This is a genomic window from Micromonospora sp. NPDC049529, from assembly GCF_055586685.1.
Genome location: NZ_JBVJHT010000026.1, coordinates 31,913 through 54,161 on the forward strand (window position 1 = coordinate 31,913; position 22,249 = coordinate 54,161).

A 22,249-nucleotide genomic window follows, 5' to 3' on the forward strand; every position below is an offset into this window, starting at 1 on the left:
TTCTCCTCAGGTTGGGTCGACGGACGCGACGAGCCCGCGCAGCGCCCGGGTCCAGGTGTCGGCCAGGTTCCGGACCGCGCTCTCGGTCAGCACCGCGTCCGGCCAGGTCCAGCTCGCCATCAGGTAGGGCCCATCGGCGCGGTCCTCGATGTGCACGGTGACACTCAGACCGTACGCCTGCGGCATGTCCGGGTCACCGGCGTGGGCCGAGGCGGCTGCCATCTCCGGGGCGAACGCCCAGTCCGCCGCCCCCGGCAGCCCGAACCGGCCCAGGTAGTTCAGTTGGATGTCGGGCAGACCGAGCGCGGCCAGGGTCGGCGCGGTACGCGGGTTCAGGTAACGCAGCAGGCCGTACCCGAGCCCGTTGTCGGGCAGCGCCCGCAACTGGTCCCGTACCCGGGTCACCGCGTCGGCCAGCGGCGGGAGCCGGTCCGTGCCGGCCGGGTCGGTCAACCGGGCCGGGCCGGGATCGAGGCGTACCGGGTAGACGCTGGTGAACCAGCCGACGGTACGGGACAGGTCGAGCCCGCCGCGCGCCGGACCGGCGTCGACGGCCGCCTCCTCCCGCCCGTGTCCCTCCAGCGTGAACCGGACCGAGGTGCCGGTGTCGCCGCCACCTTGCCGGGTCTCGTTGACGGCCAGGGCGAACCCGGTCATCAGCACCTCGTTCACGGTGGCGTCGAGCGCGGCCGGCAGCCGGGTCAGCAGCGGCGACACCTCCGCCGGGCCGAGCGTGACCCGTACCTCGCGGGTGGTGGCCGTGGTGTCCCTGGCCGGGTCGACCGGGTCCAGCAGCGGCACGGCACCGGTCATCACCTCGACCCAGTACGCCAGCTCGGCCTCGCGCGCCGGATCGACCGCCGCCTCGCCGAGCACCTCCGCCCACCGGGCGAACGACGTGCCCGACGCCGACGACTCGGAGACGCCGGCCGGCGACTCCCCGGTCGCGGGCTCAGCGGTGGCGGCCCACGGTTCGGTGGCGGGCGACGGTTCGGTGGCGGGCGACGGTTCGGTGGCGTCGGTCCAGGCGGCGGCGAGTTCCGGCACCAGGATGCGCCAGGAGACACCGTCGACCGCGAGGTGGTGGACCATCAGCAGCAGCCGGCCGGGCCGGTCCCCCGCGTCGAACCAGACCGCCTGCACCAGCACGCCCCGATCCGGGTCGAGCCGTTCCCGGGCCAGCCGGGCCTGCTCGCCCACCACGTCGGTGAGGCCGCCGTCGTCCATCGTCGACACGTCCACCCGCCGGACCAGCGGCCCGGCGTCGACCGTGCCGGCCGACGGGACCCGCAGCGACCAGGTGGAGCCGTCGGCCCCCGTCCGGTCGAGCCGGGCCCGCAGCAGGTCGTGCCGGCCAAGCAGGGTGCCCAGCGCCCGGCCGAGCCGGTCGGTGCCGAGACCCGCCGGCACCCGCAGCACCACCGACTGGTTGAACCCGGCGACCGGACCGGTCAGTTCCCGCAGCCAGTGCATCACCGGGGTCAGCGGCACCACGGTCTCCACCGGGACCGCGACCTCGGCCAGCGCCGCGACGGTCCGCAGCCGGAACACGTCCCGGGGACGGACCTCCAGCCCCGCCTGCCGGGCCAGCACCACCAGCTGGATCGAGGCGGCACTGTCCCCGCCGAGGGCGAAGAAGTCGTCCTCGACCCCGAGCTCCGGTCGGGCCAACGCCCGTACGGCCACCGCGAGCAGCGCCTGCTCCACCGGCGTACGGGGTGCCCGGCCCCGCGTGACCGGGTACTGCGGCACCGGCAGGGCGCTGCGGTCGAGTTTGCCGTTCGGCAGCACCGGCAGCCGGGGCAGCACCACGAACGCGGCCGGGGTCATGTACTCGGGCAGCAGCCCGGCGAGGTGGGCCCGTACCGCCGCCCGGTCCACGTCCGCGCCACCGGCGGCGACCAGGTACGCCACCAGGTGCCGACCACGGGCCCGGTCCTCGCGTACGACCACGGTCGCCGAACCGATGTCGGGGTGCCGGGCCAGCGCCGCCTCGATCTCGCCCGGCTCGACCCGGAACCCACGGATCTTCACCTGGTCGTCGGCCCGCCCGGCGTAGTCGAGCCGACCGTCCGGGGTCCACCGGGCGAGGTCGCCGGTGCGGTACATCCGGGCACCGGTCGGCCCGTACGGGTCGGCCACGAACCGTTGCGCGGTCAGTCCGGGGCGGCCCAGGTAACCGCGCGCCAGTCCGGCGCCGGCCAGGTACAACTCCCCGGTCACGCCGGGCGCGACCGGCCGCAGCGCGGTGTCGAGCACGTACGCCCGCATGTTGTGCACCGGGCGGCCGACCACCGGTACGTCGCTGTCGGAGATCCGGGCGACCAGGGCGTCCACCGTGCACTCGGTCGGCCCGTACAGGTTGTATGCCTCGGTGCCGGTCAGTTCGCGCAGCGTCCGCCAGAGCGCCGGTGGCACCGCCTCCCCACCGACCCCGACCACCGCGAGCCCGCACCGGCCGTCGCGGACCAGTCCGGCCTCGGCCATCGCGGCGAAGTGCGCCGGGGTGACCTCGATGAAGTCGAGCGCGGCGGCACCGATCTCGGCGGCGAGCCGACCGGGGTCGCGGCGGGTCTCGTCGTCCACGACGTGCAGGGCGTGCCCGTCGAAGAGCCAGAGCTGCGGCTGCCAGGAGGCGTCGAAGGAGAACGACCAGGCGTGCCCTACCCGCAGGTGACGCCGGCCAATGGCGGCGACCGCCGGGCGGTGCAGCGTGGTCCGGTGACTGTGGAACAGGTTCACCAGGTTGCGGTGGGTGACCACCACGCCCTTGGGTCGCCCGGTGGACCCGGAGGTGTAGATGACGTACGCCGGGTGGTCCGGGCGCAGCGGCGCGAGCCGGTCGGCGTCGTCGAGCCCGTGCCCCGGCTGGCCGGCGAGCAGGTCGGCCGTGTCGGCGGTGTCGAGCAGCAGGTGCGGGCGACCGGTCGGCGGCAGGTCCCCGGCGAGCGCGGTGGTGGTCACCAGCGTCACCGGGTCCGCGTCGTCGAGCATCATGGTGACCCGGTCGGCGGGCAGGTCCGGGTCGATCGGCAGGTACGCCGCCCCGGCCTGCTGGGTGGCGAGGATCGCCGTGATCATTGCGGCGCCGCGCGGCAGCGCCAGCGCGACCACCTTCTCCGGGCCGGCGCCCCGGGCCACCAGCAGCCGGGCCAGCCGGTTCACCCGGTCGTCGAGGTCGGCGAACGTCCAACCGCCCGCACCGGTGTCCGGTGCGACCAGCGCCACCGCGTCCGGCGACTGCGCGACCTGCGCGGCGAGCAGCGCCGGCATGGTGCCGACCGGTACGGGCAGGGCGGTGTCGTTCCACTCGGTCAGCACCCGGTGCCGTACCGGACCGGGCAGCAGGTCGACCGTGCCGACCGTACGGTCCGGGTCGTCGGCGAGGGCGGTGAGCACCCGGACGAACGCGTCGGTGAACCGGCCCACCGCCTCGGTGTCGAACAGGTCGGGCCGGTACTCGGCGACCATGGTCAACTCCGCTCCGGGAGCGATCGCCCAGGTCAGCGGGTAGTGGGTGGCGTCGCGCCCACCGGTCGGCCGGATGGTCAACCGGTCACCGGGAGTCTCCGGCAGGTCCGGTACGGCGGGGAAGTTCTCGAACACCACCAGGCTGTCGAACAGTTCCCCGATGCCGGCCGAGCGCTGGATCTCCGACAGGCCCAGGTGTTCGTGTTCGACCAGCCGCGACTGGGCCGCCCAGACCCGGTCGAGGACGGTGCCGAGCCGGTCGGCCGGGGCGCAGCGCACCCGTACCGGCACGGTGGTGATGAACAGTCCGATCATCGCCTCCATGCCGGGCAGGTCGGCCGGGCGGCCGGAGACGGTGGCACCGAAGACGACGTCGTGCCGACCGGTGAGCCGGCCGAGGACAACCCCCCAGGCGGCGTGCACCACGGCACCGAGGGTCACGCCCCGGCGCCGGGCCAGCGCCGTCAGCGCCTCGGTCACCGACTCCGGCAGCACCGCCCGGTGCAGTGCCGGTGCGATCGGCAGCCGGGTCGGTTCCGCCGCCGCCAGCAGCGTCGGCTCGGTCAGCCCGGCGAGTTCCGCCGCCCAGGCCGTACGGGCGGCGTCCCGGTCCTGGCCGGCGAGCCAGCCGAGATAGTCCCGGAACGGTACCGCCGGGGCGAGCGCGCCCGGATCGGCGTCGGCGTGGTACAGGGCGGACAACTCCTCGACCAGCGGCGGCCCGGACCACCCGTCGAGCAGCAGGTGCTGGTGGGTGAGGAGCAGCCGGTGCCGGTCGGAACCGAACCGGGCCAGCAGCAGCCGCAGCAGCGGTGGGCGGGCCGGGTCGAACCGGGCCGCCTGCTCGTCGAGCAGTCCCCGCCAGGTCTGCTCGGCGGCCACGGCGTCGGCACCGGTCACGTCCCGTTCGGTCCACGGCACCGGCGCGTGCGCCGGCACCACCGCCACCGGGCGGCCCGAGGCCAGGTAACGGAACCCGGCGCGCAGGTTCGGATGCCGGTCCAGCAGCGCCTGCCCGGCCCGGCGCAACCGGGCCGGGTCGACCGGACCGTCCAGGTCGAACCAGGTCTGCACGGTGTAGACGTCCGGCCCGTCGGTGTCCAACGCGGTGTGGAAGAGCAGACCCGCCTGCAACGGGGTCAGCGGCAGCAGTTCCACCGGGGCCGGGTCGAACCCGGCCACCTCGGCCCGCTCGGTCGGGTCGAGGTCGAGCAACGTACTGGGCGCCGGCACCGGGGCATCGGCCAGTTCGTGGGCGGCCCGGGCCAGACCGGCCGGCGTACGGGCCTGGAACACGGCGGCCGGCCGGATCGCGTACCCCTCCCGGCGGACCCGGCTGACCAACTGGATCGCCACGATGCTGTCCCCGCCGAGGGCGAAGAAGTCGTCGTCGGCGCCGACCCGGGGCAGGTGCAGCAGTTCGGCGACGAGCCGGCAGAACACCTCCTCGCGGGCGGTGGCCGGCGGCCGTCCGCCGCCGGTCGCACCGAAGTCCGGTGCCGGTAGCGCCCGCCGGTCGAGCTTGCCGTTCGCGGTCAGCGGCAACGGGCCGTCGAGCACCACCACCGCCGCCGGCACCATGTACTCCGGCAGCAGGCCCGCCACGTACGCCCGGATCGCGCCCGGGACCGGGACCGTCGGGATGGCCGGGTGGGGCACCACGTACGCGACCAGCCGCACCACACTGCCGGCCCGGTCGGCGACCACGGCCGCCTGGGTCAGGTCGGGGTGCCCGGCCAACGCCGCCTCGATCTCGCCCAACTCGATCCGGAAGCCCCGGATCTTCACCTGGTCGTCGACCCGGCCGAGGAAGTCGAGGTTGCCGTCGGCCCGCCACCGGGCCCGGTCACCGGTGCGGTACATCCGCGCTCCGGGCGGACCGAACGGCGAGGCGACGAAACGTTCGGCGGTCAGCGCGGACCGGCCGAGGTAACCACGGGCCAGCCCGCGACCGGCGACGTACAGCTCGCCGACCACGCCGGGCGGAACCGGGCGCAGGTTCGCGTCCAGCACGTACGTGCGGGTGTTCGGGTCGGGGCGGCCGATCGGTACGGCCGCGTCCCAGTCCGGCTCCGCCGCCCAGAGGGTGGAGTTGACGGTCGCCTCGGTCAGGCCGTACGCGCCGAACACCCGCTGGCGGCGGGCCAGCCGTCGGATCAGGTCCGGCGGCACGGTCTCCGTACCGACCAGGACGGTGCCGCCGGCAGGCAGCTCGCACTCGGCCGGCAGTGCCGACAGCAGCGACGGCGGCAGGATCATGTGGGTCACGCCGTGGGCGTGCAGGAAGTCGGTCAGCGGATGGTCGGCGACCCGCGCCTCGTCCGGGACCAGCACCAGCCGCCCGCCGACGCACAACGACATGACCAGGTCGAACACGGCCACGTCGAAGCCGACGGAGGCGAACTGCGACACCCGGCTGTCGGCGGTGACGCCCATCCGGTCCACGGCGGTGGCGATCAGGCTGCCGATGCCCTCGTGGCTGACCACCACGCCCTTGGGCCGGCCGGTCGAGCCGGAGGTGTAGATGACGTACGCGGCGTGGTCCAGCCCCGGCGGGATCCGGGTCAGGGCGGGATCGAGCGCGTCGTCGGCCAGGGCGGCCAGCTCCGCGAGCGTCTCCGGGGTGTCCAGCCCGATCCGGTGCACACCGGGTGCGTCCGGCAGCCGGTCGGACGCCTCGGCGGTGACCAGCACGAGCCGGGTGCCGCTGTCGGTGAGCAGGTAGTCGAGCCGGTCGGCCGGCAGGGTCAGCTCCAGCGGCAGGTACGCCGCACCGAGCTTCAGCACACCCAGGATCGCGGCGACCATCTCCCGCGAGCGGGGCACCGCCAACCCGACGACGTCCCCGGCCCGCACGCCCCGGCCGGCGAGCAGCCGGGCGATCCGGTTCGACCGGGCGTCCAGGTGCGCGTACGTCCACTCGCCGGCCGCGTCGACCACGGCGACCGCGTCCGGTCGCCGCGCCGCGCGGGCGGTGAACAGCTCCGGAACCGTCGCCTCGTCGACCTGCCGGTCGGTGTCGTTCAGGTCGTGCAGCACCCGGCGCCGCTCGGTGTCGTCGAGCAGGTCGGCCCGGCTCACCGGGGCGTCCGGGTCGGCGGCGACGGCCTCGACCAACCGGCTCAGGCGCCGGCCGATCGTCTGCACCGTGGCGGCGTCGAACAGGTCGGCCCGGTACTCCAGCAGCACCGTGATGCGGTCCTCGTCGGCCTGCTCGCCGAAGCTGAACACCAGGTCGAACCGGGCCGCGTCGCTCGCGTACGGCTCCGGGGTGACCTCCAGGTCGCCCAGCTCCAGCCGGTCGTCGGCCCGGTTGCGGTAGACCACCATCACCTGGAACAGCGGGTTGTCGGTGACCGACCGGTCCGGGTTCAGCGCCCGCACCACGGCCTCGAACGGCACGTCCTGGTGCGAGAACGCGGCCAGGTCGGCGGCCCGGACCCGGCCCAGCAGTTCGGTGAAACTCGGGTCGCCGGCCACGTCGGTCCGCAGCACCAGTGTGTTGACGAAGAAGCCGATCAGGTCGTCGAGCGCCTCGTCGGTACGACCGGCGATCGGGGCGCCGAGCGGGATGTCGGTACCCGCACCGAGCCGGTGCAGCAGTGCCGCCACCGCCGCCTGCCCGACCATGAACATGCTGGCACCGCCGGCCTGGGCGAGTCGGCGCAGGGCGCGTACGGCGGCCGGGTCCAGCTCGACCGTCGTCTCGCCACCGACCCGGCGCCGCTGCCCCGGTCGGGGCACCCGGTCGGTCGGCAGCTCGATGCGCTGCGGCAGGTCGCGCAGGGTCTCCCGCCAGAAGTCGAGCTGGCGGGCGGCGAGACTGTCCGGGGTGGCCGGGTCGCCGAGCAGGTTGCGCTGCCAGAGCGTGTAGTCGGCGTACTGCACCGGCAGCGGGGTCCAGTCCGGGGCGGCGCCGCCGACCCGGGCCGCGTACGCGACGCCGAGGTCACGCAGGAACGGGCCGTCGGACCACTCGTCGGTGGTGATGTGGTGCAGCAGGAACACCACCACGTGCTCGTCCGCGGTGAGCCGGGCGAGGGTGACCCGCAGCGGCAGCTCGGTGGCGAGGTCGAACGGGCGGGACGCGGCGGTCCGGATCACCTCGGCCAGGTCGGCCCGGTCGACGGCGACCGTACGCACCACCGGGTGGGTGTCGGCGGGGGCGACGACCCGCTGCGTCGGCAGCCCGTCGTGCTCCTCGATCAGCGTACGCAGGGCCTCGTGGCGGAGCATGACGTCACGGATCGCGGCGGTGAAGGCAACCTCGTCCAGTGCTCCGCGTACCCGAGCCACCAGTGGGAAGTTGTAGGCCGGGGAGTCGGGGTCGAGTTGCTGGATGACCCAGAGCCGCTGCTGCGCGTACGCGGCCGGCAGCGGGTCGGGCCGGTCCACCGGCACCAGTGCCGGGCGGAGCGCGGCGGCGGTCTCCGGGGCGAGCCGGGCGGTCAGCTCGGCCACGGTGGGCGCCTCGAACAGGTCCCGGATGGACAGTTCGGCGCCGAGCACACTGCGGGCCCGGCCGATCAGCCGGGTGGCGAGCAGGGAGTGCCCGCCGAGGTCGAAGAAGCTGTCCCGGACCCCGACGGCGGGCAGCCCCAGTACGTCGGCGAAGAGCTGGCAGAGCTGCTTCTCCTGCTCGGTGACCGGGGCCTGGTCGCCGCCGACCGAGCCGGCGGGCTCGGCGTCCGGCAGCGCCCGTACGTTCAGCTTGCCGTTCACCGTCAGCGGCAGCGCGGAGAGGGTGACCAGGGCGGCCGGCACCATGTAGTCGGGCAGCCGGAGCTTGAGGTGGTCCCGCAGCCGGGTGGTGAGGGCGGCCACGCCCCGGGCCACCGCCGGCCGGTTGGCGCAGTCGGCCGGGGTCGCCGCCGCCCGCAGCGGCCGGCACAGGTCGACCGGCAGGGTGTCGTCGCCGAGCCGGTCCGGCGCCACGAAGAGCGCGTCGAGGCTGCCGTCGGAGAGCTGCGACCAGGTGGTGAAGACCCGGTAGCCGAGCCGTTCGCCGAGTGCGTGCAGGTCCTCCGGCTCCACCGGGGTCACGTCCGGCGCACCGGCGGCGTCGGCCCGGTCCGGGTCGAGCGCCCGGAGGACGGCCAGTTCGTCGGTCAGCCGGGCGTTGGGGACCCGTTCGACCCGCAGCCGGTCCGGCCGCCGGGTGGTCAGCTCGTTCTCCAGTGCGGACAGGTTGCCGACCCGGTCGCCCCAGCGGATCGTGGGTGCGTCCGCCAGGGAGAGCGGGTCGCCGGTCGGCGGGGTGAGCGGGTCGCCGGTCGGCGGGGTGAGCGGGTCACTCGGCACGACGGCAAAACGCGTGTCGAGCCGGCGCAGGACGGCGTCGTACCGGTGCCGGGTCAGTTCGTTGTGCCGGTGGCCGCGCCTGGTCCGCACGGTGACCGCGACCGGGGTGGTCCGCGCCCAGGCCGCCGGCAGGGTCGCGAACAGGTCGGGGTCGACCAGCAGTTCCTTCTCCAGCAGCACGGAACGCTCGACCGCCCGCCGCAGCCGGTCGAGGTCGGCCCCCGCTCCGGCGCGGGTCGCCTGCACGGCGGCGTGGAACGTCCGCGCCAGGCGCAGGTTGCGCACGTCGCCGACGAACAGGGAACCGCCCGGCACCAGCAGGTCAACCGCCCCGGCCAGCACCTCGACCAGGTACTCGACGCTCGGGAAGTACTGCACCACCGAGTTGATCACGATGGTGTCGAAGTGGTCGCGCGGCAACCCGTCGAACACGTCGGCGCTCTGGTGGCGCAGCTCGACCCGGCCGGCGAGCTCCGGCAGCCCGGCGATCTCGGCCCGCAGTTTGTCGATCACCGGGCCGGCGAAGTCGGTGCCCCAGTACGACTCGCACTCCGGCGCGATCCGGGACAGCAGCAGCCCCGACCCGACGCCGATCTCCAGCACCCGGCGCGGACGCAGCTCGCGGATCCGGGCGACGGTCGTCTCCCGCCACTCGCGCATGTCGGGCAGCGGGATCGGCTGCCCGTCGTAGCTGCTGTCCCAGCCGGCGAAGTCCTCCTCGGCCACGGCGGTGCCGATGGCGGCGTACTCGTCGTGGTAGATCTGCTGCCACTCGGCCAGGTGTTCACGTTCGTTGCCGGCGTCGACACCGGCGACCGGTACGACGTACCCGATCAGCCGGCGGCCGGTGCCGGAGGCGCCCTCGCGGGCGATCACCGCGGCGCGGGCCACCTCCGGATGCTCGGTCAACACCGACTCGATCTCGCCCAGCTCCACCCGGTAGCCCCGGATCTTCACCTGGTCGTCGGTGCGGCCGAGGAAGTCGAGGTTGCCGTCCGGGCGGCGGCGGACCAGGTCACCGGTGCGGTAGAGCCGGTCGCCGGGGCTGCCGAACGGGTCGGCGACGAACCGCGACGCGGTCAGCCCCGGCGCGCCGAGGTAACCCCGGGCCAGGCCGGCACCGCCGATGTACAGCTCGCCGGGGCAGCCGTCGGGAACCGGACGCAGCCACGGGTCGAGCAGGTACGCGCGGGTGTTCCAGATCTCCCGCCCGACCGTCGGGGTGGCACTGTCCTCGGTGCCGCCGCCGAGGGTGTTGATGGTGTACTCGGTCGGGCCGTACAGGTTGTAGCCGAGCGTTCCCTCGGTGTCCCGCAGACTGCTCCACACCTGCTCGGAAACCGCCTCACCGCCGAGCAGGACGAGCACCGGCCGGTGCCGCCCGGCCGCCGGGTCCTGCCGGAGCAGCCCCTCGGCGATCAGGTGGTCGGCGTACGTCGGGGTCACGTTGACCACGTCGATCCGGTTCCGGTCGCAGTACGCCACCAGCGCCTCCGCGTCGCGGCGCAGGTCCTCGTCGCAGACGTGCACCTCGTGCCCCTCGACCAGCCAGAGCAGCTCCTCCCAGGACATGTCGAAGGCGAACGAGACGGTGTGCGCGATCCGCAGCCGGCGCCCGCCGGCCGCCGCCACCGTCGGGCCGAAGATCGCCTCCTGGTGGTTGAGCTGCATGTTGGTCAGCCCCCGGTACGGGGTGACCACGCCCTTGGGCCGCCCGGTCGAACCGGAGGTGTAGATGACGTACGCCGGGTGTTCCAGCCGGTCGGCGCGGGTACGGGCGAAGGCGGGGTGCTCGGCGTCGGTGACCTCCGACGGCGGCAACGCGTCGAGTTCGGCGGTGACCGCCGGATCGTCCAGCGCCACGGTGCCGGGGACCGGCAGTCGGGCCGCCACGGCGGTGGTGGTGAGCACGCAGACCGGGGCGGCGTCGGCGACCATGTGCGCCAGCCGCTCGGCTGGGTGGTCCAGCTCCAGCGGCAGGTACGCCGCACCCGTACGGAGGACCGCGAACAGCGCGGCCACCATGTCCGCCGACCGGGGCAGGGCCAGCGCCACCACCCGTTCCGGGCCGGCGCCCCGAGCCAGCAGCAGCCGGGCCAGCCGGTTCACCCGCGCGTCGAGTTGCGCGTAGCTCAGCGCGGACTCGCCGAAGACCAGGGCGGTCTCGTCCGGCGTACGCCGGGCCTGCGCGCCGAGCAGGTCGGCGACCGTCTCACCGGGCAGCGGGCGGGCCGTCGCACGGGCACCGGCGGTCACCGCCGCCCGCTGCGCCGCCGGCAGGACGTCCAGCCGGCCGACCGGCCGGTCCGGGTCACCGGCGAGCCGCTCCAGCACGGTGGTGAACCGGTCCAGCAGGCTCGCCGCCGTCGTCGCGGCGATCGCGTCGTCCCGGTACGCCAACGTCGCCCGTACGGTCGCGCCGGGTGCGACCACCAGGGTCAGCGGGTAGTGGGTGGCGTCGACGCTGCCGACCTCGGTGAGCCCGTACCGGTCCCGCAGGTCGGTGGCCTCGTCGCCGCCGCCGACCTGTTGCAGCGCGAACAGGGTGTCGAAGAGCTGGGCGTGCCCGCTGCCGCGCTGTACCTCGCCCAGACCCAGGTACTCGTGCGCCATCAGCGCGGTACGCGACGCCTGGATCCGGCGCAGCAGGTCACCGACCCGCTCGGTCGGGTCGAGGGTGACCCGGACCGGCACGGTGTTGAGGAACAGCCCGACCGCGTTCCCGACGTGCGGGATCTCGGCCGGCCGGCCGGCGACGGTGGCACCGAACACCACGTCGGTACGCCCGACCGCGCCGGAGAGCACCAGCGCCCAGGCAGCGTTGAGCAGCGTGTTGAGGGTGACGCCGTGCTCCCGCGCCGCCGCCCGGATCCGGGCGGTCGACGCCGGCGACAGCTCCGCCCGGCGGCGCTGCGGCAGCACCGGGCGGCGGGCCCGGTCCACCGGCGCGACGAGGGTCGGCTCGGCCAGGTCGGCGAACTCGGCCTGCCACGCGGCCAGGCCCGCGTCCCGGTCCTGTTCGGTCAACCAGACCAGGTAGTCCCGGTACGAGCCGGCCGGCGGCAGGTCGGTGTCGTCGCCGCCGGTGGCGTAGAGGGCGAGAAGCTGGTCCAGCACGATCCGGGCCGACCAGCCGTCCCAGAGCAGCACATGGTGGGTGACGACCAGCCGGTCGGTGCCGTCGTCGAGCCGGAGCAGCAGCAGCCGGAACAGCGGCGGGCGAGCCGGGTCGAACCGGCGGGTCCGGTCGTCGGCCAGCAGCGCCTCGATCCGGGCCGCCCGGTCCGGGCCGGGGACCGTGGAGAGGTCGACCACGGTCAGCGGCGGCGGCGGGTCGACGGTGACGAACTGCACCGGCGCGGTCAGTCCGTCACCGGTGAAACCCACCCGCAGGCCCGGGTTGCGGGCCAGCAGGGTCGCGCAGGCGGCTCGCAGCCGGTCGGCGTCCATCCGGTACGCCACCTCGAAGGCGACCTGTGCGGTGTAGACGTCGATCTCGCCCTGGTCGTAGCTGGCGTGGAAGAAGAGCCCCTCCTGCAACGGCGACAGCGGCCACACCTCGGCCACCGGCCACGGGCTGCGCGAGCGGACCAGTTCCAGCTCGTCCGGGTCGATCGTGGGCAGCGACCCTGCACCGGCGTCGACGGCGGGGGTGGTCAGCTCGGCCAGTGCGGCGAGCCAGTCGTCGGCGAGTTCGCGTACGTCCGGTTCGTCCAGTGCCGCCGTCGACCAGGTCCAGGTGGCGGTGCCGGCGTTGCGGACGGTGATCTGGAGCGGGTGCGGGTGGGCGGTCGGGGTGGTCAGCCACTCCGCGTCGGGCAGCGCGTCCGCGTGGTCGACCAGCACCGGCGGGCGCGGTGTCTGGGCGAGGATCGGGGCGGCCTGCGGGTTGAGGTGGCGCAGCAGGTCGTACCCGGATCCGTGGTCGGGGACGGCGGCACGGCGACGGCGCACCTCGGTCAGCGCCTCGGCGGGGTCGGTCGACGCCGGCAGGCGTACCGGATGCACCCGGCCCAGCGGCCCGACCGTGCCGGACAGGTCCGGGCCGGTCGGGGTGCGGCCGGCGGTCACGACGTCGACCAGGAGGTCGGTGTCGGTGTCCCGACCGAGCCGTCGCTGGCGGCGGGTCACCGCCACCCGCAACGCGGCGAGCAGCAGGTCGACCGGGTGCGCGGTGACGGGGTCGAGGCGCAGGTCGATCATGGACCGGTCCAGCGGGTCCGCGCCGGGCGGCAACGGGCGGCCCAGCGGGTCCGCGCCCGGTGCGAGGGTCTGCGCCCAGTGGGTCAGCTCGGCGAGCCGGTCCGGGTGCTGGGCCTGCTCCCCGAGGGACCGGACCCAGCCGCGCAGCGGGGTGGGTACCGGCGCCACGTCCGGGGCCGGTACCGGGTCCACCGGGGCCGATGCCAGCAGCGCGGACAGGTCGGCCAGCAGGATCGGCCAGGAGGCCTCGTCCACGGCCAGCCGGTGGGCCGCCAGCAGCAGGTGGCCCGGCCGGTCCGGGCCGCCGGGGAACCAGACGGCGCCGAACACCACACCGGACTCCGGATCGAGCCGGCCGAGCGCCGCCGCCGTCTCCTCGTCTATCCGGGCCCGGTCGAGCGCCCCGGCGGTGGTTTCCACGGTCAGCGGCAGGTCGTCGCCGGGGAGGGCGCCGGCCGGGGCGATGTGCAGGGTCCAGAGCAGCGCGCCGATCCGGGTCAGCCGCTGGCGCAGCCCGTCGTGCCGGTCCAGCAGCGCCGCGACGGCGGCGCGGAGCTGCGCCGTGGTCGTCCCGACCGGGGTACGGGCGAGCACCGCCGTACCGGCCGGGGCGACGGGTACGCCGCTCTCCCGCAGCCGGTGCACCGCCGGGGTGGGCGGCAGGTCCCCGTACCGGTCCGACACCGGCTCCGGAATCGCCGCCACCGGGACGGGCTCGGGCTCCGGCGTCGTGTCGACGGGTTCCGGGCCCACGGGTTCGGAGCCGACCAGTTCCGCCAGGTTGGCCGGGGTGCGGTGGGTGAACACGTCACGTGGAGTGATCGTCAGCTCCTCGGCGTGCGCCCGGTTGGCGACCCCGATCGACGCGATGCTGTCCCCGCCGAGGACGAAGAAGTCGTCGTCCGGCCCGACCTGCGCCACCCCGAGTACGGACGCGAAGATCTCGCAGAACAGCCGCTCCCGCCCGGTGCGCGGCGCCCGGCCGGCGACCCGTACGGGCGCCGGCTCCGGCAGCGCGTCGAGATCGAGCTTGCCGCTGGCCGTACGCGGCAGCGCGTCCAGGACCAGCAGCGCGGCCGGCACCAGCGGTGTAGGCAGGGTCTCCGCCAGCCCGGCCAGCAGCGCGTCCGGGTCGATCGTGGTGCCGGTCCGGGCGACCACGTAGCCGAGCAGCCGGGCGGTTCCGGCCGCCCCGATCCGGGCGACCACCGCCGAGGCGGCGACCGCAGGGAGGTTGGCGAGCCGGGCTTCGATCTCGCCCAGTTCCACCCGGTGGCCCCGGATCTTCACCTGCCGGTCGGTCCGCCCCAGGTATTCGAGGGTTCCGTCGGCGGTGGACCGGACCAGGTCACCGGTGCGGTACATCCGCTGCCCGGCCGGCCCGTACGGGTCGGCGACGAACCGGTGCGCGGTCAGCGCCGGCCGGGCGAGGTAACCACGGGCGAGTTGGACGCCGGCGACGTACAGCTCACCGGGTACCCCCGCCGGCACCTGGCGCAGCCCCTCGTCGAGGACGTAGAGCCGGGTGCCGGCGACCGCGCGTCCGATCGGGACGGTGCCGCCGGCCTGCTCCGTCGGGTTCGTGCCGGCGGTCGCCGGGCCGGTGTGCCCGTCGACCGGGTCGGCACAGGTGACCTGGATCGTCGCCTCGGTCGGGCCGTACACGTTGTGCACCGGGACCCCGGTGAGGTCCGACCACCGGCGCGCGACGGTGTCGCCGAGCGCGTCGCCACCGGCGAGGACCCGGCGCAGCGTGCGTACCGACCGCGCGTCGCCGCCGACCTCGACCGCGTCGGCGAACGCGGCCAGCATCGAGGAGACGACCACCAGCGTGCTCACCCGGTGCCGGCGGACCGCCTCGGCCAGCCTCGCCGGGTCGCCGGTGGCGTCCGGTGCGGTGAGCACCACGGCGGCGCCGGTGGTCAGCGGCCAGAAGATCTCCAGCGCGGCCGGGTCGAAGCTCGCCGACAGGTGGTGCAGCACCCGGTCGTCGGCGGTGAGCCGGAACCGGTCCTGCACCCAGGCGAGCTGGGCGGCGATCGCCGAGTGCGGTACGAGCACACCCTTCGGTTGCCCGGTCGAACCCGAGGTGTACAGCAGGTAGGCGGGGTGGGCGGGGTGCGGAACCGGCGCCGTGGCGCCCGGTGGCGGCGCGTCTTCGGCCGGGACGAGGAGGTCGAGACCGGTGGCGGGCAGCAGGGGTGCGGCGGCAGCGGTGGTGACCACGGTCCGTACGCCGGAGTCGGCCAGCAGGTACGCCAACCGCTCGGCCGGGTGGTCCACGTCCAGCGGCAGGTACGCCGCACCGGCCCTGAGCACGCCGAGCAGGGCCACGACCAGTTCCGCCGAGCGGGGCACGGCCACGCCGACGACGTGCTCCGGCCGTACGCCCCGGGCCACCAGGTCGGCGGCGAGTGCCGCCGCGCGGGCGTCGAGTTCGGCGTAGCTCAGCGTGCCGTCGTCGGACACCAGCGCGGTCGCGTCCGGGGTCCGCGCCACCTGCGCCCCGATCGCGGCGACCAGGGTGCCGGGGACGGTGTCGTGGTCCGGGCCGGACAGCCGGGTCAGCAGTTCCCGCCGCTCGGCGGCGGAGAGCAGCTCGACCCTTCCCACCGGCCGGTACGGGTCCTCGACCACCTGCTCCAGCAGCCGGGTCAGCCAGCCACCGATCCGGTGTACGGCGCCGCGGTCCAGCCGGGCGGCGTCGTGTTTGAACCGCAGCTCCAGCCGGTCGCCGGGGACGACGATCAGAGCGAGTGGATAGTGTCCGGCGTCCCGGTAGTCGGTGCCGGTGACGGCGAGCGTGCCGGCCGGGTCGCGCAGGTCGGCCGGGTCCGGGTAGTTCTCCAGCACCACCAGGGTGTCGAACAGCTCGTCCAGGCCGGCGATCCGGTGCAGTTCGGCCAGGCCGAGGTGCTGGTGGTCGAGCAGGTCGGACTGTTCGGCGTGCAGCCGCCCCAGGACATCGACCAGCGGCTGTTCCGGACGCCACCGGGCCCGGATCGGCAGCGTGTTGATGAGCAGCCCGACCAGGTCACCGATGCCGTCGAGGTCGGCCGCCCGGCCGCTGACGGTGGTGCCGAAGAGCACGTCGCGGCGCCCGGTGAGGTGGCCGAGCAGGATGCCCCAGGCGCCCTGGAGCAGGACACCGAGGGTGATGCCGTGTTCGCGGGCCCGTGCGGTGAGCCCGGCGGTGGTCGGTTCGGGCAGCGCGATGCGTACCTCGCCGGGGCGGGCCGGTCGGTCGGGTCCGGTCGGCGGCACCAGCCGGGTCGGCTCGTCCACCCCGGCCAGCACCTGCCGCCAGGCGGTCCGGGCGGCGTCGCGGTCCTGCCGGGCGAGCCAGCCGAGGTAGTCGCGGTACGGGGTGGGCACCGGCAACGACGCCACGGTGTCGGCGGGCCCGTACAGGGCCAGCAGGTCGCGCAGGAGCACCGGCACCGACCAGCCGTCGGCGACGATGTGCGGGAACTGGAGCACCAGCCAGTGCCGGTTGCCGTCGCGGCGGACCAGCAGCGCCCGCAGCAGCGGCGGTCGGCCCAGGTCGAACGGGCGGGCCCGCTCGCTGTCGATCTCGACGGCGAGCCGGTCGGACTGCCCGGCCTCGTCCAGCCCGGACAGGTCGACGGTGCGCCAGGGCAGGTCCACGGCGGTGACCACGGCCTGGATCAGCCGACCGTCGCCGGTCAGCCGGAACCCGGCCCGCAGCGGCGCGTGCCGGTCGAGCAGCCGCTGCCCGGCCCGGCGCAGCGCGGCCTCGTCGAGCGGGCCGTCGAGTTCGACGACGAGTTGCACCAGGTAGGCGTCGGTCCCGGTGCCGTCGGCGAGGGCGTGGAAGTAGAAACCCTCCTGCATCGGGGTGACCGGCAGCGCCTCGACCAGCCCCGGCAGGTCGACGGCGAGTTGGGCGGTGGCCTGCGGGTCGAGCACCGGGGCGAGCGGTTCGGTGACGGCCGAGGTGACGGGTACGGCGACCGGGGCGAGTTCGGCGACCGTACGGCTGACGAACACCTGCCGCAGGGTGAGCGCCAGGCCGGCCTGCCGGGCGCGGATGACCAGTTGGATGGCGACGATGCTGTCCCCGCCGAGGGCGAAGAAGTCGTCGTCGATGCCGACCGTGGGCAGGTCGAGCACCTCGGCGTAGAGGGTGCAGAGCAGTTCCTCGCGGGCACTGCGCGGCCGTACGCCGGTGCTCAGCGCGCCCCGGTCGGGGACGGGCAGCGCGGCCCGGTCGAGCTTGCCGCTGCCGGTGACCGGCAACCGGTGCAGCGGCACGATCGCGGCCGGCACCATGTACTCCGGCAGCCACGTTCGGGCCTGTTCGCGCAGCCGGCGCAGCAGGGTGGGGATGTCGCGGAAGCGGGTGGGACGGTTGCCGTACTCGGGGCGGCGGGGGCCGGTCGACGCGGGCCGGTAGGCGTCGGCGGTGGCGGGACCGGTGGTGAACAGCACGTCGAGGCTGCCGTCGGTGGCGTCCGGGGTCCAGGTGACGACGACCGTGTAGCCGAGTCGGGCGCCCAACCGGTGCAGGGCCTCCGGGTCGACCGCGCCGGTCGCCGGTGCCGGCTCACCGGCCAGGGCGCGGGCGGCGGCGAGGTCCACGGTCAGGCGCGCGTTCGGCACGGCGGTGAGCCGCAGGGCCGGCGGCCGCACGTCGGTGAGCAGGTCCGCGAGCGCGTCGAGGTCCGCGACCCCGCTCCCCCACCGGTACGTCCGCGCTCCGTCCGCCCCGTTCGTCGGCGCCGGGACGGGGTCGCCGCCTCGGCGGCGCAGCACGACGTCGTACCGGTAGCGGGTCAGTTCGTTGTGGTCGTCGCCGCGCTTGACCCACAGGTCGGTTCGGTCGACCTCGGGCAGTTCGCGGGCGAGGGCGGGGAAGAACTCCGGGTCGAGCAGGAGTTCGCCCTCCCAGGCGAGGTCCTGCTCGACGGCGGTCCGGGTCGACTCGATCGCGGTCGGATCGGCGTCCGCGCCCCGGCGTCCGACCTGGATCGCCGCCCGGAAACACGGCAGCAGGCGCAGGTTGCGCACGTCGCCGACGAAGACCCGGCCGCCGGGCACGACCAGGTCGACCGCGCGCCGCAGTACGTCGGCGAGGTAGTCGGCGTCGGGGAAGTACTGCGCCACCGAGTTGACCACGACGGTGTCGAAGTAGCCGGTCGGCAGCCCGTCGAAGCGGTGTGCCGGTTGGGCCCGCAGGGTGACCCGGGCGGCGAGGTCGGGATCGCGGTCGACGTGCCGGCGCAGCGAGTCGATCGCCTGCTCGGACAGGTCGGTGCCCCAGTAGTCGGCGGCGTCGGGGGCGAGTCCGGACAGCAGCAGGCCGCTGCCGACACCGATCTCCAGGATCCGTTCCGGGCGCAGGGCGGCGATCCGGGCGACGGTGGCGTCGCGCCAGGCCCGCATCTGCGGCAGCGGGATCGGTTGGCCGTCGTAGCTGCTGTTCCAGCCGGTGAAGTTCTCCGCCGCCGGTTCGGTCGTACCGGCGGTGTAGAGCAGTTCGTGCAGGTCCTTCCACTGGGCGACCTGGTGTTCACCGCTGCCGGCGGCGAGCTGGTCGCCGGTGGCCGGGACCACGTACGCGACCAGGCGGCGCTCGCCCGGCTGGTCCTCACGGACCGTGGCGACCACCTGTGCCACGTCGGGATCGCGGACCAGCGCCGATTCGACCTCGCCGAGCTCGATCCGGTAGCCACGGATCTTCACCTGGTCGTCGGCGCGGCCGACGAAGTCGAGTTGCCCGTCGGCGCGCCACCGGACCAGGTCACCGGTCCGGTAGAGCCGCTGTCCCGGCCCGCCGTACGGGTCCGCGACGAACCGCTGGGCGGTCAGCGCCGGCCGACCGAGGTAACCCCGGGCCAGCCCGTCGCCGCCGAGGTACAACTCGCCGATCACCCCGACCGGCACCGGTCGCAGGCCTGCGTCGAGCACGTACGCGCGGGTGCCGGGGTCGGGTCGGCCGATCGGCACCGAGGAACCGGGGCGGGTGGTCGGGGTGCAGCGGCCCAGGGTGGAGTTGACCGTCGCCTCGGTCGGCCCGTACGCGTTGAACATCCGCTGCCGGCCGGCATACCGGGCGACGAGTTCGGCGGAGACGCGTTCGGTGCCGGCGAGCAGGGTCGCGCCCTCGGGCAGTTCGACCTGCGGCGGCAGGGCGGCGAGCAGGGCCGGCGGCAGGATCATGAAGGTGGCGCCGTGTTCGTGGGCGTAGTCGGCGAGGTCGGCGGTGGGCAGCCGTCGCTCGGTGGGCACCACCACCAGCCGGCCGCCGGAGAGCAGGGCCAGGCAGAGGTCCCAGAACGCCACGTCGAAGCTCGGGGACGCGAACTGGAGGATCCGGCTGTGCGGGCCGACGCCGAAGCGTTCGGTCTGGGTGGCGAGCAGTTTGGCCACGCCGGTGTGGGAGAGCACCACGCCCTTGGGGCGGCCGGTGGAGCCGGAGGTGTAGATGACGTACGCGGTGTGGAGCACGTCGAGCGGGGCGGTCCGGTCGGCGTCGGTCGGGTCGGTGTCGGGGCCGGCGGCGATCTGCCGGGCGAGTTCGGGGTCGTCGAGCAAGAGTCGGGCGGTGCCCGTCCGCTCCGGTACGTCACCGGCCAGCTCGACGGTGGTCAGCAGGCAGATCGGGGCGGCGTCGGCGAGCATGTAGGCGATCCGCTCGGCCGGGTAGTCGACGTCCAGCGGCAGGTACGCCCCGCCGGCCTTGAGCACGGCGAGTTCCGCCACGAACAGGTCGACCGAGCGGGGCAGCGCCAGCGCGACCAGCCGCTCGGGTCCGACACCGGCGGCGATCAGCCGGTGGGCGAGCCGGTTGGCGGCCGCGTTGAGTTCGGCGTAGGTGAGTTCGGTGCGGTCCAGCACCAGGGCCACCGCGTCCGGGGTGCGCCGGACCCAGGCCTCGAACAGTTCCGGCAGCGGGGTGGACGGGCCGGTGAGGGCGGTGTCGTTCCACTGCCGCACCAGCTGCTCGTGTTCGGCCGCGCTGAGCAGGTCGAGCCGACCGATCGGGTGCTCCGGCCGGCGCAGCCCGTCGGTGAGCAGCAGTTCCAGGTGGCCGAGGAGCCGCTCGGCGCCCGCCGGAGTCAGGGCCCGGTGCCGGTGGCGCAGTTCGAGCGTGAGCGTGTCCGCCGTGGTGGTGACCCCGAGCCAGAGGTCGTGGCGGGGGTCCGGGGTGCCGGCGTACCCGACGGTGGTGAGCGGGGCGTCCCGTTCCGGGTCCAGGTGCGCGGTGATCACCGGCAGCGGCAGCGCGTACGCCGACGCCTCGGCTCGCGCGGCGACGACCCGTCCGACCAGGTCACCGAGACCGACGACACCGGTCAGGTCGAGCCGGAGCGGCAGGTCCCCCACGGTCAGCACCGGGTCGGTGCCGTTGCCGTAGCGGGCGAGCAGGGCCACGAGCCCGGCGAGCACCACGTCGTCCGGGTGCGCGCCGACCCGCCGGGCGTGCGCGGCCACCAGCGCGCTCGCCTTGGCCGGCAGGACCCGACCGGCGGTCCCGACCGGGTCCGGGTCGACGTCCTCGGTGAGATCCCGTTCCGGCCCGTCGAACGGTAGCGCGATCGCCGGCGCGGCCGGGCTGAGCCGGTCGCGCCAATACCGGAGCGCGTCGTCCACGGTGGTCAGTTCGCTGGCGGACAAGAAGACTCACACCTCTTCGACAGGGTTGCGCGGGCGGGCGCGGGACGGCGACGCGGGCGGCGCGGCCGGTTGCGCGTCGGGCAGGCAGGGTGGAGCCCGACGCCGGGTACCGACCAGCCGGGGAGGACTGCTCGGGCGGCGGTCAGCCCCGCAGCGCTCCGGCCGGGTACGCCGGCACCGGGCTGGGCGAGTCGCGGTGGGCCAGGATCGACTCCAGGATCTCGGCGGCGCGCACGGAGCCGTTGGACAGCAGCGAGGAGCTGATCCCGTGGCTGTGCTCGGTGCCGCCCTGGAGGTAGATGCCGCAGCGCAGGTCGTCGCCGGTGGAGACCCGGTAGTCGCGGTCCAGCCGCAGCCGGCCGAGTTCGTCGCGGTGGCAGTAACGGCTCAGCTCACCGAGCATGGTGGCCGGGTCGACCGGGTCGTATCCGGTGGCGCAGACCAGCACGTCCGCGTCGAGTACGGCCGGCTGCCCGGTGATCATGGTCTCGATGGTGACCTGTACGCCGTCCGGGTGGGACACGGCGGCGCGCAGCCGGGAGGTGTTGAGCAGCCGCAGCCGGGACTGGCCGAGCACCTGTTCCCGGTAGCTGCGCCGGTACAGCTCGGCGATCAGGTCACCGTCCACCACGGAGTAGTTGGTGTTGCCGTGGTAGTCCATGAGCTGGGTCTTGACCTCGGCGGGCGCGTCGAAGTAGTCGTCGACGGCGCCGGGGTCGAAGATGCGGTTGGCGAACGAGCTGTCGTCGGCGGGGCTGTAGCCGTACCGGGAGAAGACGGCGCAGATCTCGGCGTCGGGGAAGCGTTCGTGCAGGTGCGCGGTGATCTCGGCGGCGCTCTGTCCGGCGCCGACGACGACGAACCGGGACGGGGCCGGGCCGGTACGCCGGTCGAGGTTGAACAGCAGGTCGCGGCTGTGCCAGATCCGGTCGTCGGCGATCACGCCGGCCGGTAGCCGGGGTTGCAGGCCGGTGGCGAGCACGAGGTTGCGGGCCCGGTGCACGGTGGTGCCCCGACCGGTGTCGACCATGACGTCGACCAGTTCGATGCCGTCGTCGGTGGTCACCGGGCGCACGCCGATCACCTCGTGGCCGTAGCGCACCAGGTGGTCGACCTGGGCGGCGGCCCATTCGAGGTAGTCGTGGAACTCGATCCGCAGCGGGTAGAGCGTCTTGTGGTTGATGAAGTCGACCAGCCGGTCCTTGGCGTGCAGGTAGGCCAGGAAGCTGAATCGGCTGGTCGGGTTGCGCAGGGTCACCAGGTCCTTGAGGAACGAGACCTGCATGGTCGCGTCGTCCAGGAGCATGCCGCGGTGCCAGCCGAAGCTCTGTTGTCGTTCGAGGAAGAGCGCGCTCACCGGTCGACTCGACCCGCCGGGGCCGGTCGTTTCGGCCTGCTCGGTCAGGGCGATGGCCAGGGCCAGGTTGGACGGCCCGAACCCCACTCCGACGATGTCGTGAACAGGCACCTCGTCATGCGGCGGTACGTGCGCCATGGACCACACCCCTAGATCGTCGATTTAGGGTAGGCTACCCTTGCTTCAAATCCCGGTCAATGAGTCGACGGCAACACCGCACACGCTAGCTAGGTAAGCCTTGCCTGACTAGTATCCCCCAATCGCCAGGAGGCCTCC

At 74.5% G+C, this 22,249-nt stretch carries 2 protein-coding genes; both read right to left on the bottom strand.

Going from position 1 to position 22,249, the window contains the following annotated elements; translation table 11 throughout:
* Positions 1–6: 6 nt before the first annotated feature.
* The gene (locus ACZ6QQ_RS32730) at positions 7–20,616 is read right to left on the bottom strand and encodes an amino acid adenylation domain-containing protein (protein ID WP_465881540.1); all 20,610 of its coding nucleotides are present in this window, start codon (positions 20,614–20,616) and stop codon (positions 7–9) included.
* Between the two features lie 142 nt (positions 20,617–20,758).
* Complete coding sequence (locus ACZ6QQ_RS32735) at positions 20,759–22,111, bottom strand: lysine N(6)-hydroxylase/L-ornithine N(5)-oxygenase family protein (RefSeq protein WP_465881542.1); 1,353 nt, start codon at positions 22,109–22,111, stop codon at positions 20,759–20,761.
* Positions 22,112–22,249: the final 138 nt, after the last annotated feature.

Excerpts from the sequence above, each read along its gene's own strand:
- ACZ6QQ_RS32735 (WP_465881542.1), bottom strand. The coding sequence starts at position 22,111 with ATGGCGCACGTACCGCCGCATGACGAGGTGCCTGTTCACGACATCGTC.